At 33.2% G+C, this 15,794-nt stretch carries 14 protein-coding genes and 1 pseudogene; 6 read left to right on the top strand and 9 right to left on the bottom strand.

Annotation, left to right across the window (positions count from 1 at the left end; translation table 11 throughout):
• Window positions 1-97: 97 nt before the first annotated feature.
• The 7 genes from OD803_RS13340 to OD803_RS13310 all read right to left on the bottom strand — a co-directional run bounded on the left by OD803_RS13340 (window position 98) and on the right by OD803_RS13310 (window position 6,683).
• On the bottom strand, window positions 98-2,635 hold the full coding sequence (locus OD803_RS13340) for a PIG-L family deacetylase (protein WP_262733830.1): 2,538 nt from the start codon (window positions 2,633-2,635) through the stop codon (window positions 98-100).
• A 97-nt stretch (window positions 2,636-2,732) separates the two neighbouring features.
• On the bottom strand, window positions 2,733-2,984 hold the full coding sequence (locus OD803_RS13335; RefSeq protein ID WP_262733828.1) for a hypothetical protein: 252 nt from the start codon (window positions 2,982-2,984) through the stop codon (window positions 2,733-2,735).
• 263 nt (window positions 2,985-3,247) lie between these two features.
• On the bottom strand, window positions 3,248-3,790 hold the full coding sequence (locus OD803_RS13330) for a mechanosensitive ion channel family protein (RefSeq protein ID WP_262733826.1): 543 nt from the start codon (window positions 3,788-3,790) through the stop codon (window positions 3,248-3,250).
• 50 nt (window positions 3,791-3,840) lie between these two features.
• Complete coding sequence (locus OD803_RS13325; protein WP_134199928.1) at window positions 3,841-4,431, bottom strand: Maf-like protein; 591 nt, start codon at window positions 4,429-4,431, stop codon at window positions 3,841-3,843.
• Window positions 4,431-5,345 (bottom strand): geranylgeranylglycerol-phosphate geranylgeranyltransferase, encoded by a 915-nt coding sequence (locus OD803_RS13320; protein ID WP_262733824.1) that lies wholly within the window; start codon window positions 5,343-5,345, stop codon window positions 4,431-4,433. Before OD803_RS13320 ends, OD803_RS13325 begins: the two co-directional genes overlap by 1 nt.
• 59 nt (window positions 5,346-5,404) lie before the next feature.
• Window positions 5,405-5,935, bottom strand: coding sequence for a KdsC family phosphatase (locus OD803_RS13315; protein ID WP_129761648.1), 531 nt, complete (start codon window positions 5,933-5,935; stop codon window positions 5,405-5,407).
• Complete coding sequence (locus tag OD803_RS13310; RefSeq protein ID WP_262733823.1) at window positions 5,916-6,683, bottom strand: Rossmann-like and DUF2520 domain-containing protein; 768 nt, start codon at window positions 6,681-6,683, stop codon at window positions 5,916-5,918. The genes OD803_RS13315 and OD803_RS13310 overlap by 20 nt, the downstream gene beginning before the upstream one ends.
• Window positions 6,684-6,742: 59 nt before the next feature.
• Here OD803_RS13310 and OD803_RS13305 point away from each other — a divergent pair, with 59 nt between their 5' ends.
• Both OD803_RS13305 and ccsA read left to right on the top strand, forming a co-directional pair.
• Entirely contained in the window at window positions 6,743-7,156 is a 414-nt protein-coding gene (locus tag OD803_RS13305; protein ID WP_262733821.1) for a group III truncated hemoglobin, read from the top strand.
• A 70-nt stretch (window positions 7,157-7,226) separates the two neighbouring features.
• Window positions 7,227-10,418 (top strand): cytochrome c biogenesis protein CcsA, encoded by a 3,192-nt coding sequence (gene ccsA, locus OD803_RS13300; protein ID WP_262733819.1) that lies wholly within the window; start codon window positions 7,227-7,229, stop codon window positions 10,416-10,418.
• 13 nt (window positions 10,419-10,431) lie between these two features.
• Here ccsA and OD803_RS13295 read toward each other — a convergent pair whose 3' ends face one another.
• Both OD803_RS13295 and OD803_RS13290 read right to left on the bottom strand, forming a co-directional pair.
• Window positions 10,432-11,148, bottom strand: a complete 717-nt coding sequence (locus OD803_RS13295) for a DUF3307 domain-containing protein (RefSeq protein ID WP_262733818.1) — start codon at window positions 11,146-11,148, stop codon at window positions 10,432-10,434.
• Complete coding sequence (locus tag OD803_RS13290; protein WP_262733816.1) at window positions 11,145-11,744, bottom strand: SatD family protein; 600 nt, start codon at window positions 11,742-11,744, stop codon at window positions 11,145-11,147. Before OD803_RS13290 ends, OD803_RS13295 begins: the two co-directional genes overlap by 4 nt.
• A gap of 189 nt (window positions 11,745-11,933) precedes the next feature.
• Between OD803_RS13290 and mscL the strand changes: the two genes are divergently transcribed.
• The 4 genes and pseudogenes from mscL to OD803_RS13270 form a co-directional block, all read left to right on the top strand.
• Window positions 11,934-12,383, top strand: coding sequence for a large conductance mechanosensitive channel protein MscL (mscL, locus tag OD803_RS13285; RefSeq protein WP_129761642.1), 450 nt, complete (start codon window positions 11,934-11,936; stop codon window positions 12,381-12,383).
• A 94-nt stretch (window positions 12,384-12,477) separates the two neighbouring features.
• Window positions 12,478-13,077 (top strand): glutathione peroxidase, encoded by a 600-nt coding sequence (locus tag OD803_RS13280; protein WP_269468244.1) that lies wholly within the window; start codon window positions 12,478-12,480, stop codon window positions 13,075-13,077.
• A gap of 147 nt (window positions 13,078-13,224) precedes the next feature.
• On the top strand, window positions 13,225-14,631 hold the full coding sequence (locus tag OD803_RS13275) for an MATE family efflux transporter (protein WP_262733814.1): 1,407 nt from the start codon (window positions 13,225-13,227) through the stop codon (window positions 14,629-14,631).
• A 212-nt stretch (window positions 14,632-14,843) separates the two neighbouring features.
• A pseudogene (locus OD803_RS13270) lies at window positions 14,844-15,794 on the top strand (HYR domain-containing protein); the annotation flags it as partial.

The following is a 15,794-nucleotide window of genomic DNA, read 5'->3' as shown; positions in this document are numbered from 1 at the left end:
TAAGCTTGTGTAATTAAGTAGAAAAACAAAATGTACAAGGCATTAGCTACCAAAATTAAGGTGTACATTTTTTGCCATTTGTAGTTGTCTTGCTTCATTAGTTTTTTAAACTTTCTTCGGTTGAAATATCTTCTTTCCCAATAGAAAGCATATTGGCAAATAAACGGTAAGCACCAGAAACTCCAGCAGGAAACTCTCTAAAAAAGCTTAATCCTGTATAAATATAATACCCTTTGCCATGCTTTGCTACGAGTAAGCTGCCTTCTTTAGCAGTTTCTCCTTTGTCGTGCATTGAAAGCAAAGGTGTAAACTCATTAGCCCATTCATTAGGAAAATAAAGCCCACGCTCTTGAGTCCAACCTTCAAAATCTTTTGTAGTGATTTTATTAGGGTAATTAAGAAGTGGATGTTCAGGGTTTAAGAACGTAACTTCAGCAAACTCATCAGTAACACGATCTCTAGACAATTGTAATTTGTAAGGTGCTAAATTATTGGTTTTTAATCCTCTGCTAGTATTGTATTGTACAATCATATTTCCACCATTAGCCACATAATCAAACAGTTCTTGTTGTTTATATTTTAAGTCTTCAACTGTGTTGTAAGCTCTAATACCAACTACAACAGCATCAAACCTGCTTAAGGTTTCTGTGTTAATGTCTTCAGGTTTTAGTATCACTACATTATAACCTATTTGTTGTAAGCTTTCAGGAACTACATCACCAGCACCTTCAATGTAAGCGATGTTTTCACCTCTCTTTTTAATGTCTAATCTTACAATTTTACTTTCGCTAGGAAGTAATACAGTTTGATACGGAATATGGTCGTAATCAATCTCAATAAGTTCTCTAGTAAACACTTGGTCACCAACATGAACCATTGGCGTAATTAGTCCTTCGCTTTGATTTTTAGGAGGTACAACAGTAAATATTAATGTTTGCTCCTGACCACTATTTGCAATTGATACTTTTTGTTTTTCAGGATAAATGTTCCAATCTTGTGGATGTGCAATTTGTACATAACCTTCAAGATTATCTTTTCCTGATTTTACGACAACCTGAATGTCTTTTTGCTGACCGTTTTCAAAAATGATAACCTTTTCAGATACTTTAGCAGAGGCTTCAGGGATAACTTCAAAAGGTTTATAAACTTCACCTTTTACAGGATCGTTGGTTTTGTAAACTATAGGTCTTGTAAATTCTATAGGTGTTTGGTTGATTTCTAATTTAAAAGTAGCTGTATATTCTCTAGGTGTTTCAGGATGTCCAATTAACGCTTTGTCTTCAACTTTGTACATGCCCAAAGTACCTTTTTTTGTTAGCCAATATGGTGTAGTTGGAAGCTGACGCGGAGAAATGAGAATAGTATCTTTAAGGTTTTCTTCAATATTATCTTTTAAAGGAAAGCGTTTGTATAGGCGTTTTTTTCTTCCGCTATCTTTTAGTTGTAAGCCAGTAAACATAATGTTTGCGTCACTTCTGTTGATCATTTCAATAGAAAGTGGCACTTTAGAATTTGCTGTTGCGTGGTTAGAATTAGCAACAACTTCAAGAAACAAACCAGCGCAATTAGCGATAATATTTTTGATTTCTTCAGATTTTATAGTTTTCCAATGCTCATTTTCTAAATCCTGAATTAAGGTATAGGCTTCAACAAGCTTTGGAATGGATGCCGAAGGGTTTGAAAAATCGTAGTCTTTTTCAACTTGATAAAGAATGTCTCCAATGGCTTTTCCGCCTTTAATACGATTCCATGAAGTGTCAATACCATCAAAAATATTGGTTTTGTCAGTTGGTAACGAACCATTGATTAGTTCGATATATTCCATTTGCTCACCTCTACTACCAGAACTCCCAAAACCTTGTGATTTGTGCTGACTTCTACTAAGCGCTGCAATCTCAGGATTACTCAATCCGTTTAATGGAAAATACACTCCAGTATCAATGGATAATAAATTGGTTTTATCGGCTTTTTCAAAAGCGTCTTGGCTACCATAAAACCACCAACTAGTATTAAAAAATTGACGTTTTGGTTGCCATGGACTAACTGTTTTTAATTGCTCAGGATAAACTGATGCGTTGTTTGCTAAATCAAAGGCTTCAACACTAAGCATTGCAGAACTTGTGTGATGGCCATGTGTGCTACCAGGACTTCTATGGTCAAAACGGTTAATGATAACGTCTGGTTGAAATTGGCGTATAGCAAGTACAACATCGCTCAACACTTCGTCTTTGTTCCAAATTTCAAGAGTTTCATCAGGATGTTTGGAGTACCCAAAATCGTTAGCTCTGGTGAAACGTTGTTCGCCACCATCAATGCGACGAGCAGTTAAAAGTTCTTGTGTTCTAATAACTCCAAGAAGTTCGCGTATTTCGGGTCCAATTAAGTTTTGACCACCATCGCCACGTGTTAAAGATAGATAAGCAGTACGTGCTTTTAAGTGGTTGGACATATAAGAAATTAAACGTGTGTTTTCATCGTCAGGATGCGCAGCAACGTAGAGTACCGAACCTAAAAAATTAAGTTTTTGTATGGATTCGTATATTTCTGAACTATTAGGTTTTTTAGGTTGTTGAGCAAACGTTGAGTAAGAAGAAATTGCAATTGCTAAAAAAGAAAACAGTAGTTTTTTATGCATGGTTTTTTGGTTTGTGGGCAATAAATATAAAAAGAAAACCAGCGCATCTGCTGGTTTTAATGTTTCTTTAACGTGTGGTTTGGGTGATTTTGAAGTATTATTTGTTCTGTTTGAAATTTTGTCCAGTCTTAAATCCGCAATAACCTATAAAATTTAATAATAGTATTTGGAAGCCAAAAAGTATGTTTGAAATTAAGAGTAAACCATTTTCTTTAGGTTTTACTTCTGGTTCAATTTCTTGGTCGCTTAAAGGAGGGTACACTGTCCAACTTGATGATTGTTGGTTTAATAGCTCTAGTATAGAAATTAGTTCCATTAAAATTAAAACTAAAAGGGTAGTAGAAATCATCAAGATTAGATTTGCAACTAAATTATTGAATTTCCTACGTAGTACCCTTACTAAATATGCTCCAAAGAATATTATGGAGCTGCAAAACAAAATGAACTGAGTGTTTTCAATTACTAAGTAAGTATCGTGAAAGTTTAAATTTAGAGTAGAATTAGTTGTTAATCCTTCAAACCCAAAAATGAGTAGGTTTATAATAAGAACAAATAGTGTTATTCCTATCAACCAAAAAACCTCTTTTTTATTTAGTTTGAACTGTTTCAAGTTTATAACGCATCTGATCCATCATCAAGAAAATCGTCAATGGCGTCTTTTTTAACTAGTGTTACAGGTTTTTGCAAGATAAGGTTGTTTGGGTAAGTCACTAAATCTCCATTATCTAACCTTAAATGTAACTGAAACGCAGCAATGTCTTCAATAATCGCTTCCAGAGGAAAATCTTTATCATGGATTTGTATTTTATCACCAACCTTATAAGGGAAGTTAAAAAACATAATAATACCTGAAGTAATATTGCTTAAAATAGACCATATTGCAAATAAACCAATACCAATTACAGCAAACACCGAAGAAAATACTAAAGCCATATCTTTAAACTCTGCACCAAAAATAAAGGCCTCAATAAGTACTGCAATCATAAATAAAGTTGCAGTTACGTAACGGTTAATGAGATGAATTCGAGCATCGTTAATACCACTTTTCTTTCCTATTTTTCGTACTGCTACTGCAGAAATAAATCGTATAAATAAGAGTATAGCGATTAAAATAGCAGATTGAATTAATTCGTTTTTATAAGTTTCTAAAAGCATTGGAATAGGGTTTCTTTAAACAAAGATAAAACAGAAAACTAATAAGACCATTAGTTTTCAACTAAACTATTTAGTGTTTTATAAAGTAGGTGAGTAGGTAACCCAACCACATTAAAATAAGAGCCTTCTATTTTAGTAATACCAACTTGTCCTATCCATTCCTGTATGCCATAAGCTCCAGCTTTGTCAAAGGGTTTGCAAGTATTAATATAGTAGTTTATTTCGTCGTTGGTTAAACTTTTAAAAGTCACTTTGGTAATTGCATTTACCGTTTTTTGAAGTGTAGGAGTCGTAAAGCAGATAGAGGTGATGACTTCGTGTGTTGCATTGCTCATAGATTGAATCATATTAAACGCTTCAGCTTCACTATTAGGTTTTCCTAAAGCTGTATTGTTATGCCAAACTATGGTGTCGCTGGTTATTAAAATGTCATTATCCTTAAGTTCTTCTTTAAAGGGTAAAGCCTTAAGTTGTGACAGGTAATCACTGATTTCAAAATGCTGTAAACGCTTTGGATATTCTTCTTTAACAGGTTTTAAACGTACTTCAAAATCCAAACCCAATTCTTTGAAAAATTGTTGTCTTCTAGGAGAACCAGAAGCTAAAATGATGTTATGGTTTTTGAGTAAGTCGTTAAGCATTAATTTATTAAAATGAATTTATACAGTAATAATGATAGCATACCGAAAAGCATTACTAATTTAAGAATATTACTAATAGCGTGATAGTCTTTTTTTGTTTCTGCAGTAAATATTTTTATGCTCACATAAATTAGTGGAGCAATTATGAACAGTAAAAAGTAAGCAACCACAAGTTGTTGCTTAAATAAGTAAGTGACTACATAATATACCGTTGCAGCAATGGGAACAAAGGATAAAGCAAACACAATTTTTTTGGCACGTTCACGACCAAGTGCTATTGGTAATGTGTTCATTCCTGCTTTATGGTCGCCATCAATGTCTTCGATGTCTTTAACCATTTCACGCAGTAGGTTTATAATAAATGCAAACAATGCATAATCCCAAAGGATTTTAAAAAACGTGACTTGAGTTGCTTGATTTTCTGGAGTAATAGCAGGCAAAAGCTCAAAAAGACCAACAATAATAATACTTAAAGCAACCAATATAGAAACCAATAGATTGCCAACTAAAATAAGTTGTTTAAAATAACTAGCATAGAGGTATAGTAGTCCTGAAATACCAACAAAAAGTACAAAAAATCCGCTTCTTCCTACTAAATGAGATAAATAAAACCCAACACCTACACCAATAACGTTAAATGCGATAAAGAGGTTGTAGGCTGTTTTTTCAGATACTGTTTTACCAACAATTACCTTATCTGGTTTGTTGATTGCGTCAGTTTCTTTATCGTAAATATCGTTGATGATATTTCCGCCAGCAGCTAAACAAAGCGTTGCAATAACTAATAAAGAAAACCCAAATCCATTAAGAGTTATCGCTACTCCAAAAGGCTCAAAAAGTGCATATTTTATTAATAGCTGCACTATGGCAATCATTAAAAGGTTTTTATAGCGGATGAGGTTGAGTATATTCAATGTGTGTTTTTGTTAGTTGTTAGATTTTTTATTGATGGCTGCATACTGCCAACTAAAAATTAGTCGTATTTAGCACTAAAATCGGTATTCCATTTTCCTTGTACTTTAAGGACTTGTTCTATAACGTCTCTTACAGCACCTTTACCACCATTTTTATGAGATACATATTTTGAAATTCCTTTTATTTCAGGAACTGCATCTTGTGGGCAACAAGGTAAACCTACTAATTTCATAACAGGATAATCAGGAATATCGTCACCCATGTATAGTACATTTTCGGTTTTAATAGAGTTATTGTTAAGGAACTCGTTAAGTTGTTCAATTTTGTTGTGAGCTCCAAGATAAACATCTTTAACACCCAAACCTTCTAAACGCACACGAACGCCTTCGTTTGAACCTCCTGAAATGATGCAAATATTAAATCCAGCATCAATGGCAGTTTTCATGGCAAAACCATCTTTGGTATGCATGGTTCTTAGCATTTCACCAGAAGTTGTTAAGGTTATGGTGCCATCAGTTAATACACCATCTACATCAAAAATAAATGTGGTAATATGTTCTAGGTATTCTTTATAGCTTTTGTCTTCCATGTGTTTTTTGTATTGAAGCTGTTAAGAGTTTATAAATAGCTTTATGATGCTCGTTTTCCAGTAATTTTAAATGTTTTTTTATTGTTTTTTTATCATTGCGTTTTGCAGGACCAGTTTGAGCCATGTAAGGCGAAATATCTTGCACTTTTTTAGCAGTTTCTGTAATTAAAGGTTTTAAAATTTCAAATTCTACACCTTCAGATTCAGTGATTTCATGAGCAACTCTATACAGTTGATTGGTAAAATTATTTACAAATACAGCTGCTAGGTGTAATGCTTTACGTTGGTCACCATTAACTTTATAGGTTTTACAACCTATAGCTTCACCAAGTGTTTTTAAAGTTTGATAATCGGCTTTGTTAATAGTTTCTATGCATAAAGGAATTGTTGAAAAATCAACATCAGCATCTTTTGTGAAAGTTTGTAACGGATAAAACACACCTCTTTTAAGCTTTTTGTCTAGGTCATGAACACCTATACTTCCAGAGGTATGCACAACCAATCTATCTTCAAAAGGCAATTGAGAAGATAAATGTGAAATTGCATCGTCTTTTACAGCAATGAGGTAAACATCAGCAGGTTTTAACGCTTTAATGTCGTCGGTAATTTCAACTTCATTTTGATAGGTTTCAATTGCATTTAAGCGTCTGTTGTACCATTGTGTTACCGAAACGGTTTCAGCTGTTTTAAATGTTTTGTAAAAATGTGAAGCAACATTGCCTGCACCAATAATTATAACAGAAATCATGTTGTAAAAATAGGTAAGTATTACATCAAATAAAAGTGTTATAAGTTATCTTTGTAATAATGGAAAAAAAAGAATTAGATACAAGAGAAGATGTTTACCTACTTGTATCATCATTTTACACAAAGGTGAGAAAAGATAATCTTTTAGGGCCAATTTTTAATACTGCTATAAAAGATTGGGACGAACACTTAGATAGGTTGACTACGTTTTGGGAAACAAGTTTATTTATGACTCGAAAGCTAGAGCAGAAATACATTGGTAACCCAATGGAAGCTCATGTAAAGGTTGATAAAGATAATAACCATAGTATTACTGAACTTCATTTTGGAGTTTGGTTGAATTTGTGGTATCAAACTATCGATGAATTATTTGTAGGTGAGTATGCAGATATTGCCAAAAGAAGAGCGCGAAAAATGGGAACATTTTTACATCTTAAAATTTTTGAAGAACGACAAAAGCATAAAAAAGATTAGTACGTTTTAACATCTGTAAATAAACTAAAAGCCTTAAATTTGCACGACTTATTAAAAGAGTCCTAATATCATGCAAAATATATTCTCTAAAATCCTTTTTTCTACTAGACTTACTGCTGTTTTATTTATTGTTTTTGCTGTAGCAATGGCTACTGGTACTTTTTTAGATGCTAGCCAAGATACATCACCAACGCCATATACCAGAAACCTGATTTATAATGCGTGGTGGTTTGAAGCCATTATGGTAATTTTTGTTATCAATTTTATAGGTAACATTTTTAGGTATAAGTTACTACAAAAGAAAAAATGGGCAACCTTTATTCTGCATGCAGCATTTATTTTAATATTAATAGGAGCATTTGTTACTCGATATATTAGTTATGAAGGCATGATGGCTATTCGCGAAGGCGATACCGAAAATGTCTTTTTATCTCAAAAAACGTATATCACAACTTATATTGATGGAGATTTAGTAATTAATGGACAAAACCAACGTAGGGTTTTAGAAAGCGAAGTAGACTTTTCTCCAAGAATGAACAATACTTTTTATGCTTCAACTACTTATGATGAAATGCCAGTAAGCATTGAGCTTGAAAAATTTATTGCTGGTGCTGAAAAAGATATTGTACCTGACGAGAATGGAGAAGAATATCTTAAAATAGTAGAATCTGGTGGTGGGCAACCACACAATCACTTTTTAAAGGTAGGACAAGTACAAAGTATTCATAATGTGTTATTTTCTTTAAACAAGCCTCAAGAAGGAGCAGTTAATATTACATATAAAGATGGTTCGTTAACTATTGAATCTCCTTTTGAAGGTGAATATTTAACAATGGCTACTGGGCAAACAGGAACTTTGGTGAAAGACTCTATTCAGCCACTTATGTTACGTTCAAGATATATAATTGGTAATATGCAAATGGTATTCCCAAAACCTGTTGTAAAAGGAGTTTTTGATTTGGTTAAAAAACCTGAAATCTTAAAAAGTGATGAAGACGGTTTAGTACTAAAAGTAACTGCAAATGGTGAGACTGAACGAGTAAGAGTGCTAGGAGGTAAAGGTAGTGATAATGCTTTTGAACAAATAAAAGTTGGCGGATTGGATGTTGCTGTAAAATACGGTTCTAAGCGTATTGAACTACCGTTTAGTATTAAGCTTAACGATTTTATTGCTGAACGTTATCCAGGAACTGAAAACAACTATTCTTCATACGCTAGTGAAGTAACTGTTATTGATGAAGCTAAGGAAAATTTTAATTATAGAATTTACATGAACCACATTCTTAATTATGGAGGTTATCGTTTTTTTCAATCGAGTTTTGACCCAGATGAAAAAGGAACTATCCTTTCAGTAAACCATGATTTTTGGGGAACTTGGATAACTTATATTGGTTACTTTTTACTGTATTTAGGTTTGTTGGGTATTATTGTAAGCAAGTATTCTCGTTTTGGAGATTTACGTCGTATGCTTAATAAAGTAAAAGAGAAAAAAGCAAAAGTACTAACGGTTCTTTTACTGTGCATTGGAATGTTAGGTTATGGACAAGAACATTCTGAAAACGATGGTCATAATCATTCAAAACCTACAAAAGCGCAAATTGATTCTATTCTTCATGCTAATGTAGCTCCAAAAGAGCATGCCGATTTGTTTGGGCACATGGTTGTACAGGACTATAGTGGACGTATGAAACCTATGAATACCTATGCGTCTGAGATGCTTCGTAAATTAAGTAAACACGATACTTACGAAGATTTGGATGCCAACCAAGTAATGTTGTCAATTCAAGAAAGTCCGTTGCTTTGGTACAACGTTCCTGTAATTTATTTAAAACCAAGAAAGGCAGATACTATCAGAAGTGTAATAGGTGTTTCAAAGGAAGAAGATTATGCGGCATTAGCCGATTTTTTCACAGAAACAGGAGCTTTTAAACTGCAACCTTATCTTGATAGAATTACTAATGTAAATGATTTAAACGCTTACCAAAAGGAGTTTAAAGAAGCTGAACAACGAGTGTACTTATTATACAATGCAATTGAAGGACGCTCGTTAAAGATTTTTCCTGTACCAGATGACGAAAACAATAAATGGATTTCTCCAATAGAGTTTAGAGAAGAAGGCTATAGAGAAACTATAAAAGATTCGTTGTATGCTAATTTTATTAACAATGGGCTTAATGCTTATTTGGTGAATGTTTACAACGCTAAAACCTCTGGAGATTATACTATTGCAGAACAAGTACTTGATGGTATTAAGAAAACTCAGCAGAAGTTTGGTAGTGAAGTCATGCTTTCAGATGACAAGATACATACCGAAATTCAATATAATAAATACGATATCTTTAAAAAATTGTTTAGTTGGTATATGTATGCTTCAACGGTATTATTTGTGCTATTGATCGTTCAGATTTTTAAAGACAAAAACAAGACAATTGATTATATCGTAAAAGGTCTTATAGGAGTAATTATATTACTGTTTTTGCTTCACACAGCAGGACTTATTGCACGTTGGTACATTTCTGGTCATGCACCTTGGAGTGATGCTTATGAATCTATGATTTATGTAGCTTGGGCTACCATGTTGTTTGGTTTAATTTTCGGTAGAAAGAGTAATTTAACCATTGCTGCCACAGCTTTTGTAACAGCTATGTTGTTAATGATTGCACACTGGCAATGGATGGATCCTTCAATTGCTAACCTTCAACCTGTACTAAATAGTTATTGGTTAATGATACATGTAGCTATTATTGTGGCGAGTTATGGACCTTTTACATTAGGTATGGTGTTAGGAATTGTAAGTTTGTTGTTAATGGTATTTACAACCAAAAACAATAAACTTAAAATGGACCTTAATATTAAAGAACTAACCATCATTAATGAAATGGCATTAACAGTTGGTTTAGTAATGCTTACTATAGGAAACTTTTTAGGAGGTATGTGGGCGAACGAAAGTTGGGGTAGATATTGGGGTTGGGACCCAAAGGAAACTTGGGCTTTAATTAGTATTATGATTTATGCTTTTGTAATTCACATGCGTTTGGTTCCAGGTCTTAGAAGTAGATACATTTATAACTTGTCTTCTGTGATTGCAATAGCAAGTATTATATTCACTTATTTTGGGGTAAATTTCTATTTATCAGGATTACACTCGTATCAATCGGGTCAACAAATAGCTAGTTTTAAAATTATTGCAATTGCTGTTGGTGTTGTTGCTGTTTTAGGTGTTTTAGCATATAGAAAATGGGTGAAGTTTTATAAGAAATAATTAGTGGTTGTCATTAAATCAATGTCATCACATACTTATAAGCCATACCAAACGCAATAGCAAGCCCAAAACTAAGAAGCGTTCCAATAAGGATATATTCGGTAAGTTTTCGGTCTTTAGCTTTTGAAAGATCTCCAAACCTGAAAACAGATTTGGCAGCAATTAAAAACCCAATGCCTTCCCAATAATCCATTACTATAAAGGCAAAAACAAACAAGCGCTCGAGCATGCCTATGTATGCTCCTGCATTTTCTAAAGATTCACCTTTAAGGTCTTCTTCTAATTGCCATTTAGAAATTAATGTTTTCATAATTACCGATGAAACCACAGTAACACCTAACAAACCTGTAACAAACAATAAAAATTGACTAGAGAAAAAGCTGTCTGTGTTTATGCTATAAGGTTCATAAATGTTTACAACCAATGCAATTACTATAAGGTGTGCCAATTGATCTAACCCAAACAATAAACGTGTATTCAGTTTGTTTTTTAGGTTGAGTTTTATCACATCTATACCATAATGGCTTATTAGTATTATTAATAGTCCTAGCCAATATTTAAAATTGAATTGAAGTACAATAACCAACGCAATTAAGTGTACTAGGATATGCCAATACAAGTATTTGGATTTGTGTTTAAATTCTTCTTTGTGCTTTACCCATTTTTCTGGTTGTAGCAAAAAGTCTCCAACAATATGAGCAAGTACTAGTTTTATAAATAAAGATATCATAGTGTTTTAACTTGGGTTTTATAATAGGTTAGCATTTTTGAAATTTCATCAAATCCACCACGTTTAAGCCCTTCGCTAATATTACTTTGTGACTTACCTAGCAATTTAGCAATCTGCTTTTGGTTCAGTTCTGGATTGTTGAGTGATGCTTTAATAATTTTAGAAGACGTAGGGCTCCAACTATTCATGGTTAATTGAGCAAGCTCTAACATAAGGTTTAGGGTAGTATCAAAATCTTCATATTCAGATTTTAACGCAAGCGTACTATTTTTCATGCTTTCAAAGCATTCACCCGAATTAATAAATGCACTACCATTAGATTCTGTTATCTTATCCGAAGTGTATGTTTTTTCGCCTAAACCAATAGCAATTCTAACATCAATAGCTTTAAAAGTTTTTATAGTGGCTTTTATTAAAGTTGCAGCTTCAAGCGCTTGTTCAGGAACAACTTCTAGTTGAAAACTATCACCTCTGTATATTTCCCAAGCTGCTGGCTGTTTTCCGTAAGTGCTCAAAGTCTCTTTAAGTGCAGTTAACCATTCATTTGGTGCGCTCTCTCTAGAATTTATAATATCACCTGTTAAAATACTTGTCATTTTTTTCAATGTCTATAATCAAATCTATGATTTTTTAATCAGAAAAACAAAATTATCTGCTAAATATAGGATAATTTAAAATATCTGCTAATAATCAGATAAAATAAATTATCTGTTTTTGAAAAGATATAGATAAAAGTAAAACCATATCTAATTATCTTAGCGGTCAGTATTTAAAATTTAAGATAAATGAAAATTATAAAAGAGTTTAAAGAGTTTGCTGTAAAAGGAAATATGATGGATATGGCAATAGGAATCATTATAGGAGCATCGTTTAATAAAGTTATAGATGTTTTGGTGAAGAAAGTGTTTATGCCACCATTATCATTGCTTTCTGGCGGAATTAATTTTCAGAATAAAAGCATCATTTTAAAAGAAGCAGTTAAGGATACTTCAGGAACTATAATAACCGATGAGGTTGCTATTGGCTATGGTGCTTTTGGCGAAGCCTTTTTAGATTTTCTTATTATAGGTTTTACGGTGTTTGTGGTAGTTAAGTTCTTAAACCGATTAAGAAACAAATCGCATGACACTAATGATAAAACAGTTGCAACTCCTAAGGATATTGAACTGTTAACAAACTTGACTGCTTTAATGGAAGAACAAAACAAGCTGTTAAAATCTAGGTTAAAAGACTAGGTGTTGATTCTTGAAACTAGAAAAAACTTTACCTTTATAGAGAAAAAGAGAGTTAACTTAAACGGTCAACATTAATTACTAAAAATTTGAACTTTTGAAAAAGATAGCATTACTAATTTTTGCGGTTATAGTTTGTAGCTGTAAAGAAAAAAAAGAAACAACAAACGAAGTAGCATCAACTAGTTTAGAAACATCAAAAACAAACATGGAAAAAGAAAATATCTATCAATTTACAGTAAAAGATCTTTATGGAGACGATTTTGATTTTTCAACTTTAAAAGGAAAAAAAGTTATGGTTGTTAATACAGCAAGTGAGTGTGGTTTAACTCCTCAATACGAGCAGTTGCAAGAGCTGTATGAAAGATTTAAAGATAAAAACTTTACAATTGTAGGGTTTCCTGCAAACAATTTTGGAGGACAAGAACCAGGAACCAATACTGAAATTGCATCGTTTTGTAAACAAAATTATGGCGTAACATTTCCTATGATGGGTAAGATTTCAGTAAAAGGAGATGACATGCACGAAGTGTATACGTTTTTAACTGAAAAGTCTAAAAATGGGTTGGAAGATTCTGAAGTTGCTTGGAACTTTCAAAAATATCTTATCGACGAAAACGGACATTTAGCAAAGGTTATTTCCCCGAGAACATTACCAACAGACGAGTCGGTAATTAGCTGGATTGAGTCAAAATAGGGTTGTAGTTTCAAAAATTTTGTGCATATTTGCGGTATTATGATTGCATAAATTTAAAAACAGGATAACGCTGAAGTTCTTTTTCGGCTTTTAATTTGTCTAAACTTAAATGGCTTAGACTAGTTTTTACATTTAAAAGTATTAAAAATGCAATCAAACAAAATTACCCTTAAACAATTCCTTAAATATTTTAAAATAGCTGTAACAGGTAAAGAACAAGAATTTACCTCAGGCAGTATTCGAAGAGCAGTTTTCATGTTATCAATTCCAATGATTCTTGAAATGCTCATGGAGTCTATTTTTGCTTTGGTAGATATTATGTATGTCTCTAAAGTAAGTGTCAATGCAGTAGCTACTATTGGTTTAACAGAATCGGTTATTACCTTAGTGTATGCAGTAGCTATAGGATTAAGTATGGCAGCCACAGCAGTTGTAGCAAGACGTGTTGGTGAAAAAGATATAAAAGGCGCTTCGCAAGCTGCTGTTCAAGTCATTATTCTTGGTATAGCAGTATCAATACTTATTAGTGGTATTGGAATTCTGTATCCTAAAGAAATTTTACAACTTATGGGAGCAGAACCAGATCTCATTGCTGAAGGTTATGGTTATACTCAAGTTTTGTTAGGAGGTAACATAACCATTATGTTATTGTTTCTTATTAATGCCATTTTTAGAGGAGCAGGAAACGCCTCTGTAGCCATGTGGACATTAATTCTCTCTAATGGATTAAACATTATCCTCGACCCTATGTTTATTTTTGGTTTTGGGCCAATTCCTGCTTTTGGAGTAGAAGGAGCAGCAATAGCAACCACAATAGGAAGAGGGACAGCAGTATTATTTCAACTAGTAATCTTATTTTATGGTTATAGCAAAATTAAGATTGGTATTAAGGATTTAGTCGTACGAATAGGTGTCATGCTCAACCTTATAAAAGTCTCTCTTGGTGGAATTGGTCAATTCTTAATAGGTACATCTAGTTGGGTGTTTTTAATGCGAATTATGAGCGAATTTGGTAGCGAAGTTTTAGCAGGCTATACCATTGCTATTCGTGTAATGATGTTTACACTAATGCCTGCTTGGGGAATGAGTAATGCTGCTGCTACATTGGTAGGTCAAAACCTTGGAGCTCAAAAACCTGATAGAGCAGAACAATCCGTTTGGAAAACAGGGCGCTATACAGCTTATTTCATGGGCTTAGTGTCCCTTATTTATTTAGTATTTGCTACTCATATCATTGAATTATTCAATACGCAGCCTGATGTTGTAAAATATGGTAGTCTATGTTTACGTGTTTTGGCAGCTGGTTATATATTTTACGCATATGGTATGGTGGTAATCCAATCATTTAATGGAGCAGGAGATACCAAAACACCAACTTATATCAATTTTGTTTGTTTTTGGTTGTTTCAATTACCATTTGCTTACCTCACGGCAATTACTCTAGATTTTGGTCCAATAGGTGTTTTTGCATCCATTACAGCTGCCGAAGTTTTAATAGCAGTTATAGGAATTATCTGGTTTAAAAAAGGCAAGTGGAAGTTAGTTAAAGTATAGCTGTGAAGCTAATTTTAATTATTGATAATTGATTGAAAACCAACGTTGGAAGTTGTTTTTTTGCGTTTTATCGATTAAATTCTTAAAAATCAGGGAGTAAAGATATTTTTACTGTCTACCATTAAATTTAATTTGGTAGTATTTAAACTATTAGCATCATTTCTTCCCTCTGATAGTGCTGCTTGTTATTTTTTCTAATTAACAACAGATTTATGAGAAAAAGATACTTAAAATTAGCTTTACTTTTCTTCTTTACCTTCATATGTCAAAACGTGAAGTCCCAGTCAGGTATTTATGAAAGTTATGTTATCATAGATAGTGGATCGGGTAATAATTATTATGATTTAAACCCGCACACCCAAACTGCAAATTTTGATTTCAATGGAACAAATTTAGGAACTTTTCAAAGTACTGATTCGTTTGTTTTAAGTGGAGGACAAAACAATATTTATAAATGTGGTACAGATGATGTTACATCTGGGTATTTGAATTATAGAATATATCCAACAGGTAGTCCTTCAGGTGCTTTTGTTTCTATAGATTTAAGCTCTAATGTACAGAACTTTTTTGGAGCTGCTTGCTCAGGGTCTGGAGATAATCAATATTGGACTACAAACAATGCTAATATTAATATTTTAGCAGGTTTAACATCTGGTATTGATTACACAATTGAAGTTTATACAACAGCAGATTTTACTGTTGGCGGTGTGCCAAATCCATTTCCGCATACTATTAATGATGGAGGAGCCAATTTTAGCGCTAGCTTTAGAGTAGATGATCCTCCAATCGCTGTCTGTACAAATTATGTTGCTCAACTTGATAGCTCTGGTAATGTTTCTATTTCAGCAGCTAATGTAGATGGAGGCAGTACCGATGATTTTGGGATAGCATCGATGAGTGTGTCACCAAACACATTTGATTGTTCTAATGTAGGAGCCAACACGGTAACATTAACAGTTACTGACAATAACGGAAACGTATCGACTTGTAGTGCAACAGTAACCGTTCAGGACAACACAGCACCAACAGCAGTTTGTCAGAATGCAACAGTTGTATTAGATGCCTCAGGAAACGGAAGCATCACGACTTCAGATATAGATAATGGATCAAACGATGCTTGCGGAATAGCAAGCTTGTCATTAGACCAAACGAGTTTTGATTGT

It is taken from the genome of Gaetbulibacter sp. NE (genome assembly GCF_025548475.1).
Taxonomy (GTDB): domain Bacteria; phylum Bacteroidota; class Bacteroidia; order Flavobacteriales; family Flavobacteriaceae; genus Gaetbulibacter_B; species Gaetbulibacter_B jejuensis.
Note: the sequence above shows the minus strand (reverse complement) of the source record. Positions and strands in the feature narration are given on the sequence as shown.